Here is a 15,255-nt window from a genome sequence, read left to right on the forward strand (position 1 = left end):
AAGGCGGTGACTTACCGTACTCACTCTCAAAGCTTTTCAAGAGACCGATACTGGTCGATCTTTTTCGCGCAAACTTTGCTGTTATCTAATGCTCCTTGCACTTCATCATCGGTTAGCTCTCTGACCACCTTAGCGGGCACACTCACAAGTAACGAGCGTGGAGGGAATCGTTTGCCCGAGGTGACCAAAGCGCCGGCACCTATGATGCAATGATCACCAATTTCCGCGCCATTGAGTAGCGTTGCGTTCATGCCCACTAGTACGCCATCGCCGATTTTACAACCATGTAGGTGCCCTACGGTCACCTGACAGCCGCTGTCGACCGGGTAATCAGGGTCGGTATGTACCATACAGCCATCTTGCAGATTGCTGCCTTCCCCGACGGTGATAGGTTCATTATCCCCTCGTAGCACTGCGCCAGGCCAGACAGAGACTTCGTGGGCAAGATGAATACGCCCGATCAGCGTAGCTTCTTCCATCACCATGGCGTCTGGCGCTATCTCGGGAACGTTACCTTCGAGTCGATATACTGGCATTAAGTAATCTCCCTAGAAGCCGACTTGGTCGCCACCTTTAAGTTGAAGTATCTCGCGTGCTTCGTCGGGCGTTGCTATTTCAAAGGAAAGACCTTCGAGAATTTCGCGTACTTTGGCTACTTGTGCTGCGTTGCTTTCGGCTAACTTGCCCGGAGAAAGCCATAGCGAGTCTTCAAGGCCGACGCGAACATGGCCTCCAATGGCTGCCGCCTGAGCAGCAATCCGCATCTGGTTGCCTCCGGCACCCAGCACTGACCACTCGTAGTCATCTCCGAATAAGCGGTTGGCGGTTCGGCGCATATGCATAACATCCTCGGGGTGGGGGCCGATACCGCCCAGGATGCCGAACACACTCTGCACGAAGACTTTTCCACTAATAATGCCGCGATCCATCAAATTGCGTAAATTATAAAGATGGCCAATATCGTAGCATTCACATTCAAAGCGAGTGCCGTTCTCTGCACCAAGTATCATGGCCTTTTCGATATCAGCAAAAGTGTTCTTGAACACTAGGTCGCGACTATTCTCAAGATGGGCACGCTCCCAATCGTGCTTGAGATTCTCATATCGGTTAAGCATGGGAAAAAGCCCAAAGTTCATCGATCCCATGTTCATAGAGGCAAGCTCAGGCTTAAATTCCATAGCTGGCCGCATACGTTCCTCAACGGTCATGTGCGGGCTGCCACCAGTGGTAAGGTTGATGACCGCGTCGGTAGCTTTCTTGATACGCGGTAGAAACCGCTCGAAGACAGCTGGATCTTGTGTGGGCTTACCGTTATCGGGATCGCGGGCATGAAGGTGAAGTATGGAAGCGCCTGCCTCAGCGGCAGCGATACCAGCCTCGGCAATCTCTTCAGGTGTTACCGGTAGGTGTGGCGACATGGAGGGCGTATGGATGGCACCGGTTACGGCACAGGTGATTATGACTTTACGTTTATTAGCCATCAGAAGTTTCTCCTAGTTAAAGTGAAAAAGTTATTTGGTATCGATATGGCGCTGATGAGCCATCAGCGCCATTAGGCGTCGGTCGCGCCAGGCTTGTCGCTCAGCTAGACCTTCGGAAGGTAGCTGTGACCGGCGTTCTTGGCCCAAGGCAGCCAGGGTTGCGGTATCCCAAGGGTCATCATCGCTGCGCTGACGGTCGACATCGCGGTAAAGTGGCCCATAGCGCTGGCCGTAATCGACGACTCCATTAGGCGCATTGAGGTCGATGGTTTCGAAAGGCCCCATAAACGACCAACGCAGGCCAAGCCCGTGTTTGACTGTCTTATCCAGATCCTCAGCGGAAACATAGCCATCGCGAAACAGGCGTAGCGCTTCGTTCAACAATGCGCCTTGCAAACGATTGAGAATGAAGCCTTGGACTTCCTTCCGAACCAGTATCGGGGTTTGCTGAGCCTGTTCCATCAGTTGCATGGTGCGGTTCACCGCTGCTTCCGAAGTGTCAGGTGATGGGGCTACTTCGACTAGCGGAATCAAGTAAGGCGGATTGACAGGATGTGCTACTAAGCAGCGCTCAGGGTGTTTCAGGTGGTTTGTGAACCGAGACGCGGCGATGCCGGAGGTAGAGCTAGCCAACACGGTATCTATGGCCACCACCGACTCAAGTTCTGAATAGATACGTCGTTTGGCATCAATGTCTTCTGGCCCACATTCCTGAACGTACTCAACACCCCTCATAGCATGCGCCAGATCGTTTTCTGTCTGGATGAGAGATAGCGGAGCCTCAATATCTTCAATTAGGTCAGCCTGAAGTAAGTCTTGAAGAGATTGTCGAATGCCGTCTCGGACTTGGCCGAGAGCGCTAGCATCAACATCATAGAGACATACAGACATCCCGCTTCGTGCAAAGACAATGGCCCAAGCCCGGCCAATCAAGCCTGCGCCGATAATTCCTATACGTGCTGTCATGAGGCTGCTCCTATATCAGTCACAAAGACTCAACGTTGGCGCAGACACTCAGCGCCTGGCCTGAAATATTGGTACCACCAGGTGCCGACAGGAACAGGGCCATAGCCGCAATGTCAGAGGGTTCGACCATGCGTTGCATAGATATCTTAGAAAGATTTTCCTGCTCCATTTCGGCATAGCTAAGCCCACGCTTGGCCGCACGGTCTTCAATGACCTTTTCGATACGCGGTCCACGCACAATGCCAGGTAGAATTGCGTTGACTCTCACCCCTTCTGAGCCGAGCTCAATTGCCAAGCTCTTAGTCAGCCCGACGACAGCCCATTTGCTGGCGGCATAAGGAGTGCGATATGCAAAGCCCAGGCGACCTGCGACTGATGCCAGGTTGATCAACAGCCCCTGGCTTTCCTTCAGTAACGGCGTCGCGCGGTGAGCAACCCGGTACTGACCATTAAGATTAATGTCGATAGTACGGGTCCAGGCGTCATTATCGATCTCATCGATCCCCGCAGTGGGCCCGGCGATGCCAGCATTATTAACGACGACGTCAAGCCCACCCAGAGAGGCGACATCTTGAAACAACCGGTCGACGTCTTCTTCTTTGCTGACATCAGCCACAGTGTGTGAGATGCCCTCCGGCAGCGAGGCCAAGGCATGGGTGTCGATATCACAGACGTGCACTTGTGCGCCCGCCTCCTGGAAGGCCTTAGCGATTGCTAAACCGATACCATTGGCACCAGCGGTAATCAGTACTCGAAGGCCATGGCGTGGCGTTAAACTTTCTACAACGGTCATAAAGTTTCTCTCCTTGGAGGGGTTTACAGCGAAGGCAGCCAAGTAGACAGGAAAGGCAGCAGGCTGATAATCAGAAGATTGATGAGTACGATTCCTACGAAGGGCAGTACGGACCAGGTGAGTCGAGCGATACTAATATTAGCTATCTGTGATGCTACGAAGAGGTTGAGGCCGACCGGTGGGGTGAACATTCCCATGGCCAGATTGACCACCATTATGATCCCGAAGTGGACAGGGTCGAATCCGAAGCTAATCGCAATGGGCAACAGGATAGGCACGAAAATCAGGATCGCCGCTGCTGCCTCAATAAACATTCCTGCAAACAACAGCAGGAGATTGGCCAGAATAATAAACAGTAGTGGGCTGTCGATGGCCGATATTGCGAATTGGGACACCATGTCTGGCACCCTTAGCCGCTGAAGCATACGCCCATAAAGTCCTGCAGCGCCGATGATGCTTAGCACAATAGCGCTGGTAACAGCCGATTGTTTGAGGATATCAACCAGGCTGCTCAGTTTGATTTCTTTATAGATGACAAACCCGATCAGGAAAGAGTAAGCCACCGCGATGACTGCGGCTTCAGTCGGCGTGAATATGCCACTGTAGATACCGCCCAAAATGATGACTGGCATGAGGATTGCTAGGATCGCCTTGCGCCCCGCTCGCAGGACATCCATCCAAGAACTCTTTTCGATACTCCCAGCCAAACCATTCGCCTTGGCGAAGAAGTAGGCAAAGATCAGCAGAGTCAGCGTTACTAAGATGCCTGGCAAAATGCCTGCGATGAACATGTCCCCCACGGACACATTGGCAGCAATCCCGTACAGAATCAGCGGGATACTGGGCGGGATAATAACGCCGAGGGCGCCGGAGGCAGCTTGGTTGGCGGCGGTATAGCCTCCAGGGTAGCCCTTGGCCAGCATGGCCGGTATCAAGATGGAGCCGATGGCGGCGGTTGTAGCTGCGCCAGATCCTGAGATGGCCGCGAAGAAAAGTGAAGTGACAATGGCCACCATCGCCAAGCCGCCCGTCATACTGCCGACCAGAGTGTTGGAAAAGTCGACTAGGCGCCTGGATATCCCACCGCTCTGCATCAAGGAACCCGCAAGGATGAAGAAGGGTATCGCCATCAATGGGAAGGAATTCACCGAAGCAATGAGCTGTTGGGGAACGATCAACATGGGTGATAAATCCCCATGCCAAATAGTTATCGCAGAGGCTAGTCCGAGTGAGAGAGCAATAGGTACGCCGATGATGAACAGCGAAATCAGCAGTAGGAACAAGAGCAGTGCCATGGTCAGTTCACCTCCTGCTTGGGCTGATTGTGAATATTGAGTGCCTCATCAAGCAACAGCCCCAGGCTGTTGATCATGATAACCACGCCTCCTGCAGGAATGGCCATGTAAGGCCACATCATGGAAATTCGAGTGCTGGGTGCAGTCTGGCTGGCGACCTTATCCATAAGATCGTAACCGTGTTTAATCAAGATAAAGGCGAAGAGAGCGGAACACAGGATGATGGCAATTCGCAGCAGGCGCGCCAGTGTTCTTCCGGCGTGTTCCAGTAAGATGTCCACGGAGATTAGTGTGCCCTTACGATAGGCATATCCAGCTCCGAGGAAGGTCAACCAGAGCATGGAGAAGCGGGCTATTTCATCGGAGAAGAACAGCGGGCTGCCTACGACAAAACGGGCAAATACCTGCCAGAAGATGAGTACCGTCATCACTAACAACAACCCGGCCAATATCCAGCCGATCAGACGGTTAAACTCATCAATGGCTCTGTGGGCCAGTAGTAGATAAGACTTCATGGCTGCCTCATGCGTCGGAAAAGCGCCCGCAGCAAGTCGTGCTACCTGCGGACGTTGTGGGCTCAATATTCGTAATTGACGGCAGCGTCGACCAGTTCCTCACCGATGGTGGGGGCCCACTCTTCAAGGACAGGTTTGACCGCTTCGCGGAACGGAGCAAGGTCGGGATGGGTCACGGTCATGCCCAATTCTTCGAGTTGCCCGAGGTAACGTTGTTCCAGCTCTTGGCTGGCCTCACGCTGTACCGGCAAAGCAATCTGGGCCGCCTCCATGATGATAGTCTGGTCTTCTTCGCTGAAGGAATTGAACAGATCCAGGCCCATCATCAGTGGCGCTGGCGAATAGACGTGTTGGGTCATGTTCAGGTAGTCCTGAACTTCGTAGAAATTAACGTCATAGATGGTGGCCAGGGGGTTTTCCTGGCTGTCCATAACACCTTGCTGGAGGGCGGTGTAAACCTCGGTCCATGCCATGGGGGTCGCGTTAGCACCCAGTGCTTCCCAAGTATCGACCTGGACGCGACTTTCCTGTGTGCGGTGGTTAATGCCTTCCAGATCGCTGGGTTTCTCGATCGGACGTACCGAGTTGGTGTTGTGACGGAAGCCGTTCTCCATCCACGCCAGGAACTTCACGTTCATGCCTTCCTCGGCCAGCCGGGCGAGCTCCTCGCCATGTTCGCTGTCTAGAAAGGCATAGGCATGCTCATGGTTCTCGAAGACGTAGGGTAAGTCAAAGAGCATGAATTCATCGACGAAGCCCCCCATCGGACCGGTGGAGGAAATACCGGCATCAATGATGCCAAAGCCCATGCCTTCGACGACTTCGCGTTCTGCACCCAATGCGTTGTCGTAGTGGGGCTCAATGGTTAGCCGGCCTTCTGAGAGGCGCTCAAGCTCCTCACCAAACTTAAGAACCCCAATACCCTGCTGTGAGTCAGGGCCGAGTGGTAGACTCACATTGATAACACGTTCTGTTTGTGCAAGAGCATGGGTTGAAGTGGCCAAAGCGATGGCAGCGGCCAAAGATGTGAGAGGAAGGAAAAGCTTCATACAGCACTCCTAGTTGTAATCCAGCAATAATGCTGTGTGTATTGTCGTTGTAGTCTGTCACTTGCTTCATACGGGCCTCAGCCGAGATTCTGTAATGCTGTTCAAGCCCGATTGAAGTTATAGGAGAGAATGAGTACGTATGCAACGATGCATGAATAGCATCGTGAATGACAAACCCTATCTAATTGATTAAAAAGTAAATATCCTTTAGTAGTAATTATGAATACGTATTCATATATTATGTTTAAAAAGCAAACCAGATTTTATTTTGAGGAAAAGACTTGCTCTCTGACCTCAATACAATACTCATCACTAACCAAGACAAAACATGTCGGCTCTATCTATTTAGCAAATGATTAGCTTGAGTTGAGCCATCCTTTGACCTCAATCCGAGGGAGGGTCATGAGCTGAGGGTTTTGGCTGACATCTCCTTTACACCTTGGAATAAAGGCAAGTTGGTTGGGCAAAAGTCACCTCCTCAATTGAGAGATATCTGGGCCACAAACTCTTCTACACCAAGCAACGACTGAATCGCGCTAGGCATGGAGGCACACTACTCTGCTGGCGTATGCTGTTATTGCATTAACAGTTACAACTAACAGTCTTGGGGAAAGTACATGCCTTCATCCATGGAAAAAGTCTCGCAGCTGGCTCCCTCCAACGAGAGACCGGATGGCAGGGGTCAGAAACTTAGCGACCGGGTTTACGGTGATATTGTCGACCGAATTATTCAGCGTGAATTCGGTGAAGGTGAGCGACTGCCATCAGAGGAGCAACTGGCATCTCATTACGGCGTGTCTCGTCCGATCGTGCGCGAAGCATTGGCTAGATTGCGTGATGATGCACTGGTTCGCTCGCAACGTGGCGCGGGGAGTTTCGTACAACGGCGCCCTGATCGTGCCATGTTGGAGTTCGCTCCGCTGGAAAGCCTAGCTGATATCCAACGCTGCTTTGAGTTCCGCATCGCCGTGGAAACTGAGGCCGCTCGACTCGCGGCTATCAAGGCAACAGAAGAAGAGCGCGTGGCACTGACCCAAGCACTGGCATTGCTTGAACAGCGTATTCGTGACAATGCCCTCGGGGTAGATGCCGATTTCAACTTCCATCTATCCATCGCTCACGCCACGCATAACCGGTTTTTCTCCGATACCCTGTTGTCGCTTAAGTCAGCCATCACGTATGGCCAGAACCTGGCGCGCGGTCTTGGCTTGCGACGCCCTGAGCGCCATGTCCCCGAAGTACAAGTCGAACATCGTGATATCCACGATGCCATCCTCTCTGAAGACGCCGAGCGTGCCGCTTTTTGTATGCAGCATCACTTGAGTAGTTCTCGTCGACGCGTCTTCGAGGGATAGGAAGTTGACAACTTTTACAACTCGGCTAGTTTGAACAGTAAGGTTGTTCACGCTGGAAAATAGTGGTGTGTAACGATCTGGTAGGACGCAGACCGAGTAAAACAATAACCACGGCTCTCATTGGCGCAACTACCGTTAACGACGAAGAAACTTACATAAAATAATACAACTAAGTCGGAGCATGCCATGACATTTAACTACAAGACGCTCGCGTTGTCCGTTACGGCTATCACCGCCATAGGAGTTGCAGGTCTAGCCTTGGCCGAGTACCCGGAAGACACTATCACTTACATCATCCCCTTCGATCCAGGTGGCGAATCCGATGTGACGGCGCGCTTCCAGGAGCCGGTCCTGGAAGAGGTGCTTGGCGTTTCGGTCAACGTTACCCACCGTCCCGGCGGCGGTGGGGCCGTGGCGTGGAGCGAGTTCCAGAATAGCGCCGAGCCCGATGGCTACGAGATCATCGGCGTGAATATCCCACACATCATCGGCCAGCCAATACAGCGTAATGATGCTGGTTACACGACTGACGACTGGCGAATCGTGACTTTTTTCCACTCAACGCCCAATGCGTTGATCGTCTCTGACGATAGCCCCTACGATACGCTGGAAGACTTGATTGAGGACGCCAAGGAAAACCCTGAAGCTATCACGCTTGGGGGTAGTGGTACTTACAGCGCCAACCATCTGGACATGCTGCGCTTCGAACAAGAAGCCGATATAGATCTGACCTACATCCCCTTCTCGGGCACTGGTCCTCTTAAAGGCGCGCTGGAAGGCGGCCATATTGCCGGCATCTTTAATTACACCATGCTCGGCACTGAAATGGCCGACAGCGTTAAGGTGTTGGCCGTTGCCGCCGAGGAACGCGTAAAGGCACTGCCTGATGCGCCCACCTTCAAGGAACAAGGCTACGATATCGTCGGTGGTGCGTACCGCGGTGTCGCGGTGCCCAAGGACACACCCGATGACGTGGTGGCTACCCTAGAGGAAGCCTTCGCCGAAGCCAATCGTCAGATCACCGAGAGGCAGGAGCCGTTGGGCTTCGTGATGGAGTACATTACCGGTGACGAAGTTGATGAAGTAATGGCCATGCTACGCGAGGCCTACGGCCCGATTCTCGAAGAAGCCGAGTAACACTCCTCCCTCCGCAGGGCCCTCGATTGGGCCCCTATCATCTTTTCACCATGCTGGTCACGTACGCGTGGCCACAAGGAGGGTGACCCATGGATATGTTACTGGAGGCGCTGACCTCCCTTCTGACGTTCGAGAGCATGTTAACCGTCCTGATCGGTGTGTCGGCGGGGCTTTTCATCGGAGCCATGCCCGGGCTCACGGCTACGATGGCACTTGCCATGTTGCTGCCCTTCACTTTCTCGATGGAGGCCTTACAGGGGTTGATCGCTTTAGGTGCAGTCTACATGGGCTCTATCTATGGCGGGGCGTTCACCGCCATTCTGATCAATACCCCCGGGACCCCCTCTTCCATTGCCACTACTTTTGATGGCTACCCCATGGCACGTCAGGGCCGGGCCTATGAGGCCCTAGCGGCGGCAACCATCGCGTCGGTGGTGGGCGGTATTGTCGGGGTCATTTTCCTGTTGATCCTCGCGCCGCCGCTTGCGCGGCTGGCGGTCGCCTTCGGACCATCGGAGATGTTCTGGGTGGCGATGTTGGGGCTAACATTGGTCGCCAGCCTGTCAAGCGACTCCCTGCTTAAAGGCCTGCTGGGCGGTTGTATCGGCATCTTGCTGAGCACGATCGGAGTGTCGCCAGTCGGTGGCGAGAGCCGCTTCACCTTTGGCTACCCGCCCTTACAAGGCGGTATCGAGCTGATCGTGGCACTGATCGGGCTTTTCGTAATTCCCGAGTTGCTGACCATGTCGGCAGAGGGACGCGGGGCCTTGCCCGACGGAGGCGAACTGCGCAAGAAAGAGGTCTCCATCGCCAAGATAGCACGGCGTATCTTCAGCAAACCGGCCAATCTTATCCGCTCGTGTTTGATTGGTCAGGTCATCGCCATCATCCCCGGCGCTGGGGGCAATGTTACCAGCCTGGTGGCCTATAACGAGGCGAGGCGTTTCTCTAAGGAGCCCAAGAGTTTTGGCAAGGGTAACGTCGATGGCGTGGTGGCGTCGGAATCAAGCAACAACGTGATGGTCGCGGGCAGTATGGTGCCACTGCTGACGCTGGGTATACCCGGCGCGCCGCCTGATGCCATCATCCTTGGGGTGTTGCTAATGCATGGCCTACGTCCAGGGCTCGATCTCTTCACCCAGTCAGGTGTGCTGACCAATGGCTTCATTCTTTCCATGGGACTGGCGGCATTAATGCTTCTGCCTGTCGGGTTATTGGGTGGACGCGTGATTCACCGCGTGGTAATTCGCACGCCTTATTATTTTCTAGTGCCCAGCATCGCGATGGTAACCATTCTCGGTACCTTTGCATTGCGTAATAGTATGCTCGATGTGGGGATTATGCTGCTCCTGGGCACGGCCGGCTATTTTCTAAGGCTGATCGGCATCCAGGCCGCTCCCATCGTACTTGGCTTGATACTCGGAGGGATAGCCGAACAGGGCTATGTGCAAACGCTGATGGCAGCGGTGGTCGATCCGATTCCCTGGCTAAGGTTGGTAAGAAATCCACTCTCAATGGTACTCGCGGGTCTAGTGGTGCTAGGCGCGGCGACGGCGCTGGTACCTATGTGGCTGGCACGCAAGGGGCTATTGGATAAGGTTGATGATAATGACAGTGGAGGCTCGTCATGATTCTGCGCCTTAATACCGATATCGCCTCAGGTGTACTCGGCCTGGTGTTTGGCGCCGTGTTGTGGTTTCCGAGGGGTGATATCGGGCGGCTGAGCATCATCTTTCCGCGCGCCATCCTGTTGATACTGGCACTGATCTCAATCGCTTTGATCGTCAAAGGGTTTATCAAGCCGAGTGGCCGCCAGATCGAGATCACCGGCAGTCCGCGGCGGCTGGCCACCGTGATGATCGGATTTTTTGTTTGGTGGGGCGTGGTCGAGATCCTGGGTTTCCTGCTGACGACGCTGATCGCCTTCTTTTCACTCACCTGGTATCTGGCCAGGGTGGAGACAGCGGTTACCTGGCAGCGCATGTTGAAGTGGACCCCGGTGATCCTAGTGCTGGTTGGCGTCTTTTACCTGACCTTCACGGAGGTGCTCAATGTGCGCCTGCCGTCGGGAATGTTCTTTTAGTAGGAGTGATGCATGAAAATCACTGATATCCGTGAAGCACGGGTGTCGATCGCCTCGGACATTGCCAACGCCTACATCTCCTTCGCCAAGATGGATGTATCGGTACTGGCGATCTATACCAATGTCTGGGTCGATGGCCGTCAGGTGGTGGGCTACGGCTTCAATTCCAATGGTCGCTATGCGCAAAGCGGCCTACTGCGCGAGCGCTTTCTGCCCCGCCTTCGTGGAGCCGACCCACAAGCTTTGCTCGATGATAATGGCACTAATCTTGACCCTTTCCGGGCCTGGGATGTGTTGATGGCCAACGAAAAGCCCGGTGGACACGGTGAGCGTTCGGTGGCGGTGGGCATCATCGACACGGCGGTGTGGGACATTGTCGCCAAGGCGGAGAACAAGTCCCTGGTGCAACTACTGGCCGAGCGTCATGGCGATGGGACGGCCGATGCGAAAGTATCAGTTTATGCGGCAGGCGGTTACTACTATCCAGGTAAGCAAGTCAGTGCTCTCAAGGACGAGATGCGTGATTATCTCGACCTTGGCTGCACCTGCACCAAGATGAAGATCGGCGGGGCGCCCTTAGCCGAGGACCTCGAACGGGTGGAGGCGGCGATCGAGGTTGTCGGTGACGCTTCGCGCCTAGCCGTCGATGCCAATGGTCGCTTTGAACTCAAGACCGCGCTGGCCTTCGCCGAGGGCCTAGCCCCCTATGGGGTGCGTTGGTATGAGGAGGCTGGTGATCCTCTCGATTACGCCTTGCAACAGCAGTTGGGTGAACACTATGCGCCCCCCATGGCCACCGGCGAGAACTTATTTTCTCATCAAGATGCTCGCAACCTGCTGCGTTATGGCGGCATGCGCGCCGATCGCGACATTCTGCAAATGGATCCAGTGCTTAGCTACGGCCTAGTGGAATACCTGCGCATGCTCAATGTGTTGAAGCAACATGGCTGGTCACCGAGACAATGTGTCCCGCATGGCGGCCATCAGTTCGCTCTCAACATCGCTTCCGGCCTCAAGCTGGGAGGAAACGAGTCCTACCCGAGGGTCTTCGCGCCATTCGGCGGCTTCGCCGACTCGACCCCCATCGAGAGAGGATATGTTGCCATCCCGACAATGCCCGGTATTGGTTTTGAGGACAAACGTGAGCTTATGAAAGTCTTCGATAAGCATCTTCGCTGAGCGGTGCGGTTAACTCCCTCTCCGCTCAGCCGCAACAATTTACAACAAAGTTGTCTATAAAAGCAGGAGCTTAAGATATGCGCAATCATCGTGTCGCCGTTATCCCAGGTGATGGAATAGGCCTCGAAGTCATTGAGGCGGGTAAGCAGGTACTGGAAACGTTGTCACAAAAAAGTGACGATTTTCAGTTTGAATTCGAAGATTTTGATTGGAGTTCTCAGCGCTACCTTGAGACAGGTGAATACATCCCCGAGGGTGGACTAGAAAAACTTTCAACATTTGATGCTATCTACTTCGGTGCGGTGGGCAGCCAAGAGGTTCCCGATCATGTGTCGCTTTGGGAGCTTCGGCTCGCTATCTGTCAGGGCTTTGATCAATACGCCAATGTACGCCCTGCCCGTGTGCTCCCTGGAGTTAATAGCCGCTTAAAAGGCGCCGAGAAAATTGATTGGGTGATCGTTAGAGAAAATAGTGAAGGTGAATATGCGGGCAACGGTGGCCGTGCTCATCGTGGGCATCCCGAGGAGGTCGGCACGGAGGTGGCGATATTTACCCGAAAAGGGATAGAGCGAATTCACCGTTTCGCTTTTAAACTCGCCCAAGACCGCCCCCGTAAAAAGCTAACATTGGTCACCAAATCCAACGCTCAGCGATACGGCATGGTGCTATGGGATGAAGTGTTCTTCGAGGTGGCAAAAGACTTTCCTGACGTGACGATTGATCGAGAGCTTGTCGATGCCGCGACTACTCGCATGGTGCTTAAGCCGGAGACAATGGATGTCATTGTCGCGACTAATCTGCATGCCGATATTTTGTCGGACTTGGCCGCCGCTCTATCAGGCAGTTTAGGCATTGCGCCCACTGCCAACCTTAATCCAGAGAGGGCTTATCCCTCCATGTTTGAGCCGATTCATGGGTCAGCATTTGATATTGCTGGACAAGGCATTGCCAACCCCGTGGGTGCCTTCTGGACGGCTGCCATGATGCTGGAACACTTAGGGGAATCGACGGCAGCTGAACGACTTATGGCGGCCATAGAGCGATTGACCGCCTCAGGTCTACAAACAAAGGATCTTGGAGGTACGGCGACCACGCAGGATGCGACCCGAGCCATCTGTTCCGACATTGAACAACAATAAGTAAATTGCAACTGCTTCAAGAATGGCTCTCTTGAAGCAGCTTAAAGAAAACTTCTATAAGCACTGCTTAACGGACCCTCATATCCCTCGAATTCACCCAATGAATACAGCACATTAGAGCCCATGATGAGCTAAAAGGATCAACAGCGATCTTCTCTCTGCTTCACCGATCAAGGTGAGGTAGAGAGAAGGTTCCCTTTACGCAAAAAAGATTTTTATTCTGCTTCGAAGGGAATGGCTGCATCAGTCAGTAACATCCCTATCGGTGGCAAAAATCGGCCAAAAGCAGTAAATTAGCTTAATGTAACAGTGCATTATTAGATGAAAAACTGCCCCAGTCCATAAATTGACTGCTTAGGCAATCTCCTCAGGCGCCAAATATAAGATCAGATGTTGTCTACAAATCCCGAGGCGATTCATCAAGACTCATGCATTACCCGTAGACGTGTATCTCCAGCCACCACACACTTGTCGCTTGCATGGCATTGTTATGCAATGTTTCCCAGTATTCTAATGCCAGGCGGTATAGCCTCACAGGACGACCATCAAGCACCACGAAAATAAGATTCTCAGTCAATGTTTATTATTATTTTTGACTACGCTGCTCATTATTTCATCTAACAGCTTTCTGACATGGTGAGAGTCGTTCCAGTGCACAAGATTACCCTTCCACTCAATTTCGATATCTCCATTTTTGACCTTTATAGACTGCTCAGTGTCCGATCGTCTCTTAGTTGTTTCTAAAGCTTTATAACGAAGGGTTCCAATCGAAATTATCATTGAACAAAATATTAGCGATATACCAACAAAACCTGTTTTAGCTTGACCAGTAGCGAAAGGAGCCGAGAAATCAATAGAACCCTCATCTTTTATGCCTAGAAAAATCATGATTTCACCAATAACTCCTAGAAATATTGCTAAGCCCATTGAAAAGTTAAGTACATTAAGCTTTCGGTTTAGCATATCAATCAGCGGGTCATATCTCACCTAAAAAATTAACAAGTTTGCAAATAAACTCGATTTCGAGCTATACTTACCATCTAGTTGCATATTTATTTTTCCGGCTAGCACTTTGGACGATTTTTCTAATACAATTACTTCGACATGTATTTATGCGTGCCGCCATTAATAACTACTCTTTATTAACGGGCTCACGAAGGCTAGTCGGAAACCTGTCCCTTAGCTACAGATACACTAGGCAGTAATACGACAACTTCTCAATATTGTGCACCAGGTAGCAGTATAGCTGTCATTAGTTCTTCACCTACTTATTAGCTCGCAAAATAACCGGTTAAGTATTTCCGCTGAGCCAAATACGAATTCCACTACAGGCATGCGATATCAACCTCTAGCCTTTTAATTTAGTGACAATGAACTATTTAAATACTTTTAATCAAACAGCAATACAATGGCTCGAAAAGTTAACGAAAAAAGTAACTCATAATACATAATTAATTTTTAAATAAATTTAGACGCTACCTCAAAGTAAGATAAAAAACTCTCTTATAACCTTAAATTGAGGATTTCATGTCTCTTACCTAATATTCGGTGAGGGAACTGCTGATATTCCTTGCTCTTTAGCTGCTTTCTCCTGAACTAGTAAAGCTCGTTGATAAGCCTCTCTCAACGCCAAACTTTTCCAATACCGTGAAACTTCCGGTTTGAATTTTTCACTCAATCCGAGATGACTTGCAAGCATGAGCGCATAGCCAATCGATATATCCGCAGCAGTAAAGCGATCTGCACTAATGAATTCCTTTCCGCTTAATTTTCCTTCGAGTGATTTTAATCTTGACAAAAACCACTTAGCATAATCCTCTGCAACTTGTATATTTCGCCGCTCTTCCACTTCAAAATACTTGTATCTAAGAATCAGGGTCTGGGGAAAAGTTAATGTAGCTTCACCAAAGTGGAGATAATTAATATAATCGGAAAAACCGAGGTCACTTGATAAAACATCCAAGTTTTTTTCCGAGTAAACCGCAGCCAAATATTGACACATCGCTACAGATTCTGTCATAAACACTTCTCCATCAGTTAGCGCTGGAATAGTACCTAAATTATTAACTTGCAGGTAATCTTTCTCACGTAATCGGGGAGGAAAGTCATGCATCTTCAGTTTATAAGGCAAGCCCAGCTCCTCCAGCATCCAGAGAGGGCGAAATGACCTAGCGCTCATGCAGTGATGCAATATAATCATTATTATTTCTCTTATGTCATGATTATCGATAATGTAAATTTTAACAAGAAGAGACAGGTTGTA

Annotated in this window: 15 protein-coding genes; 6 read left to right on the top strand and 9 right to left on the bottom strand. The window is 51.7% G+C overall.

Annotation, left to right across the window (positions count from 1 at the left end):
* Nucleotides 1-26 precede the first annotated feature (26 nt).
* From ELY38_RS07495 to ELY38_RS07525, 7 genes are all read right to left on the bottom strand, one after another.
* A complete protein-coding gene (locus ELY38_RS07495) occupies nt 27-536 on the bottom strand; it encodes a gamma carbonic anhydrase family protein (protein WP_127061011.1) in 510 nt (169 codons plus the stop codon).
* 12 nt (nt 537-548) lie between these two features.
* Nucleotides 549-1,481 carry a 3,5-dioxohexanoate:acetyl-CoA acetone transferase gene (kce, locus tag ELY38_RS07500; protein WP_126982058.1) on the bottom strand — a complete coding sequence of 311 codons (933 nt, stop codon included), beginning with the start codon at nt 1,479-1,481 and terminating at the stop codon, nt 549-551.
* A 30-nt stretch (nt 1,482-1,511) separates the two neighbouring features.
* Nucleotides 1,512-2,447, bottom strand: coding sequence for a 3-hydroxyacyl-CoA dehydrogenase (locus tag ELY38_RS07505; protein ID WP_127061013.1), 936 nt, complete (start codon nt 2,445-2,447; stop codon nt 1,512-1,514).
* A 19-nt stretch (nt 2,448-2,466) separates the two neighbouring features.
* Nucleotides 2,467-3,240 (bottom strand): SDR family oxidoreductase, encoded by a 774-nt coding sequence (locus tag ELY38_RS07510; protein ID WP_127061015.1) that lies wholly within the window; start codon nt 3,238-3,240, stop codon nt 2,467-2,469.
* A gap of 23 nt (nt 3,241-3,263) precedes the next feature.
* Nucleotides 3,264-4,535: a TRAP transporter large permease gene (locus ELY38_RS07515; protein WP_008957886.1), complete on the bottom strand. Its 1,272-nt coding sequence runs from the start codon at nt 4,533-4,535 to the stop codon at nt 3,264-3,266.
* Between the two features lie 2 nt (nt 4,536-4,537).
* Nucleotides 4,538-5,050 (bottom strand): TRAP transporter small permease, encoded by a 513-nt coding sequence (locus ELY38_RS07520; RefSeq protein ID WP_127061017.1) that lies wholly within the window; start codon nt 5,048-5,050, stop codon nt 4,538-4,540.
* A 62-nt stretch (nt 5,051-5,112) separates the two neighbouring features.
* Entirely contained in the window at nt 5,113-6,006 is an 894-nt protein-coding gene (locus ELY38_RS07525; RefSeq protein ID WP_246009087.1) for a TRAP transporter substrate-binding protein, read from the bottom strand.
* Nucleotides 6,007-6,716: 710 nt separating this feature from the next.
* Here ELY38_RS07525 and ELY38_RS07535 point away from each other — a divergent pair.
* The 6 genes from ELY38_RS07535 (at nt 6,717) to ELY38_RS07560 (ending at nt 12,992) form a co-directional block, all read left to right on the top strand.
* Nucleotides 6,717-7,454 (top strand): FadR/GntR family transcriptional regulator, encoded by a 738-nt coding sequence (locus ELY38_RS07535; protein WP_127061019.1) that lies wholly within the window; start codon nt 6,717-6,719, stop codon nt 7,452-7,454.
* 186 nt (nt 7,455-7,640) lie between these two features.
* A complete protein-coding gene (locus ELY38_RS07540; RefSeq protein ID WP_127061021.1) occupies nt 7,641-8,591 on the top strand; it encodes a Bug family tripartite tricarboxylate transporter substrate binding protein in 951 nt (316 codons plus the stop codon).
* A gap of 89 nt (nt 8,592-8,680) precedes the next feature.
* On the top strand, nt 8,681-10,222 hold the full coding sequence (locus tag ELY38_RS07545; protein ID WP_127061022.1) for a tripartite tricarboxylate transporter permease: 1,542 nt from the start codon (nt 8,681-8,683) through the stop codon (nt 10,220-10,222).
* The gene (locus ELY38_RS07550; protein WP_127061024.1) at nt 10,219-10,674 is read left to right on the top strand and encodes a tripartite tricarboxylate transporter TctB family protein; all 456 of its coding nucleotides are present in this window, start codon (nt 10,219-10,221) and stop codon (nt 10,672-10,674) included. The genes ELY38_RS07545 and ELY38_RS07550 overlap by 4 nt, the downstream gene beginning before the upstream one ends.
* Before the next feature lie 12 nt (nt 10,675-10,686).
* On the top strand, nt 10,687-11,853 hold the full coding sequence (locus ELY38_RS07555) for a mandelate racemase/muconate lactonizing enzyme family protein (RefSeq protein ID WP_127061026.1): 1,167 nt from the start codon (nt 10,687-10,689) through the stop codon (nt 11,851-11,853).
* Nucleotides 11,854-11,930: 77 nt separating this feature from the next.
* Complete coding sequence (locus ELY38_RS07560; RefSeq protein ID WP_127061028.1) at nt 11,931-12,992, top strand: tartrate dehydrogenase; 1,062 nt, start codon at nt 11,931-11,933, stop codon at nt 12,990-12,992.
* Nucleotides 12,993-13,565: 573 nt separating this feature from the next.
* Here ELY38_RS07560 and ELY38_RS07565 read toward each other — a convergent pair.
* Together ELY38_RS07565 and ELY38_RS07570 are read right to left on the bottom strand one after the other, a co-directional pair.
* A complete protein-coding gene (locus ELY38_RS07565) occupies nt 13,566-13,955 on the bottom strand; it encodes a hypothetical protein (RefSeq protein ID WP_127061030.1) in 390 nt (129 codons plus the stop codon).
* 571 nt (nt 13,956-14,526) lie between these two features.
* Complete coding sequence (locus ELY38_RS07570) at nt 14,527-15,192, bottom strand: glutathione S-transferase family protein (RefSeq protein ID WP_127061032.1); 666 nt, start codon at nt 15,190-15,192, stop codon at nt 14,527-14,529.
* Between the last annotated feature and the right edge of the window lie 63 nt (nt 15,193-15,255).

The organism is Vreelandella nanhaiensis, from assembly GCF_003990185.1.
GTDB lineage: Bacteria > Pseudomonadota > Gammaproteobacteria > Pseudomonadales > Halomonadaceae > Vreelandella > Vreelandella nanhaiensis.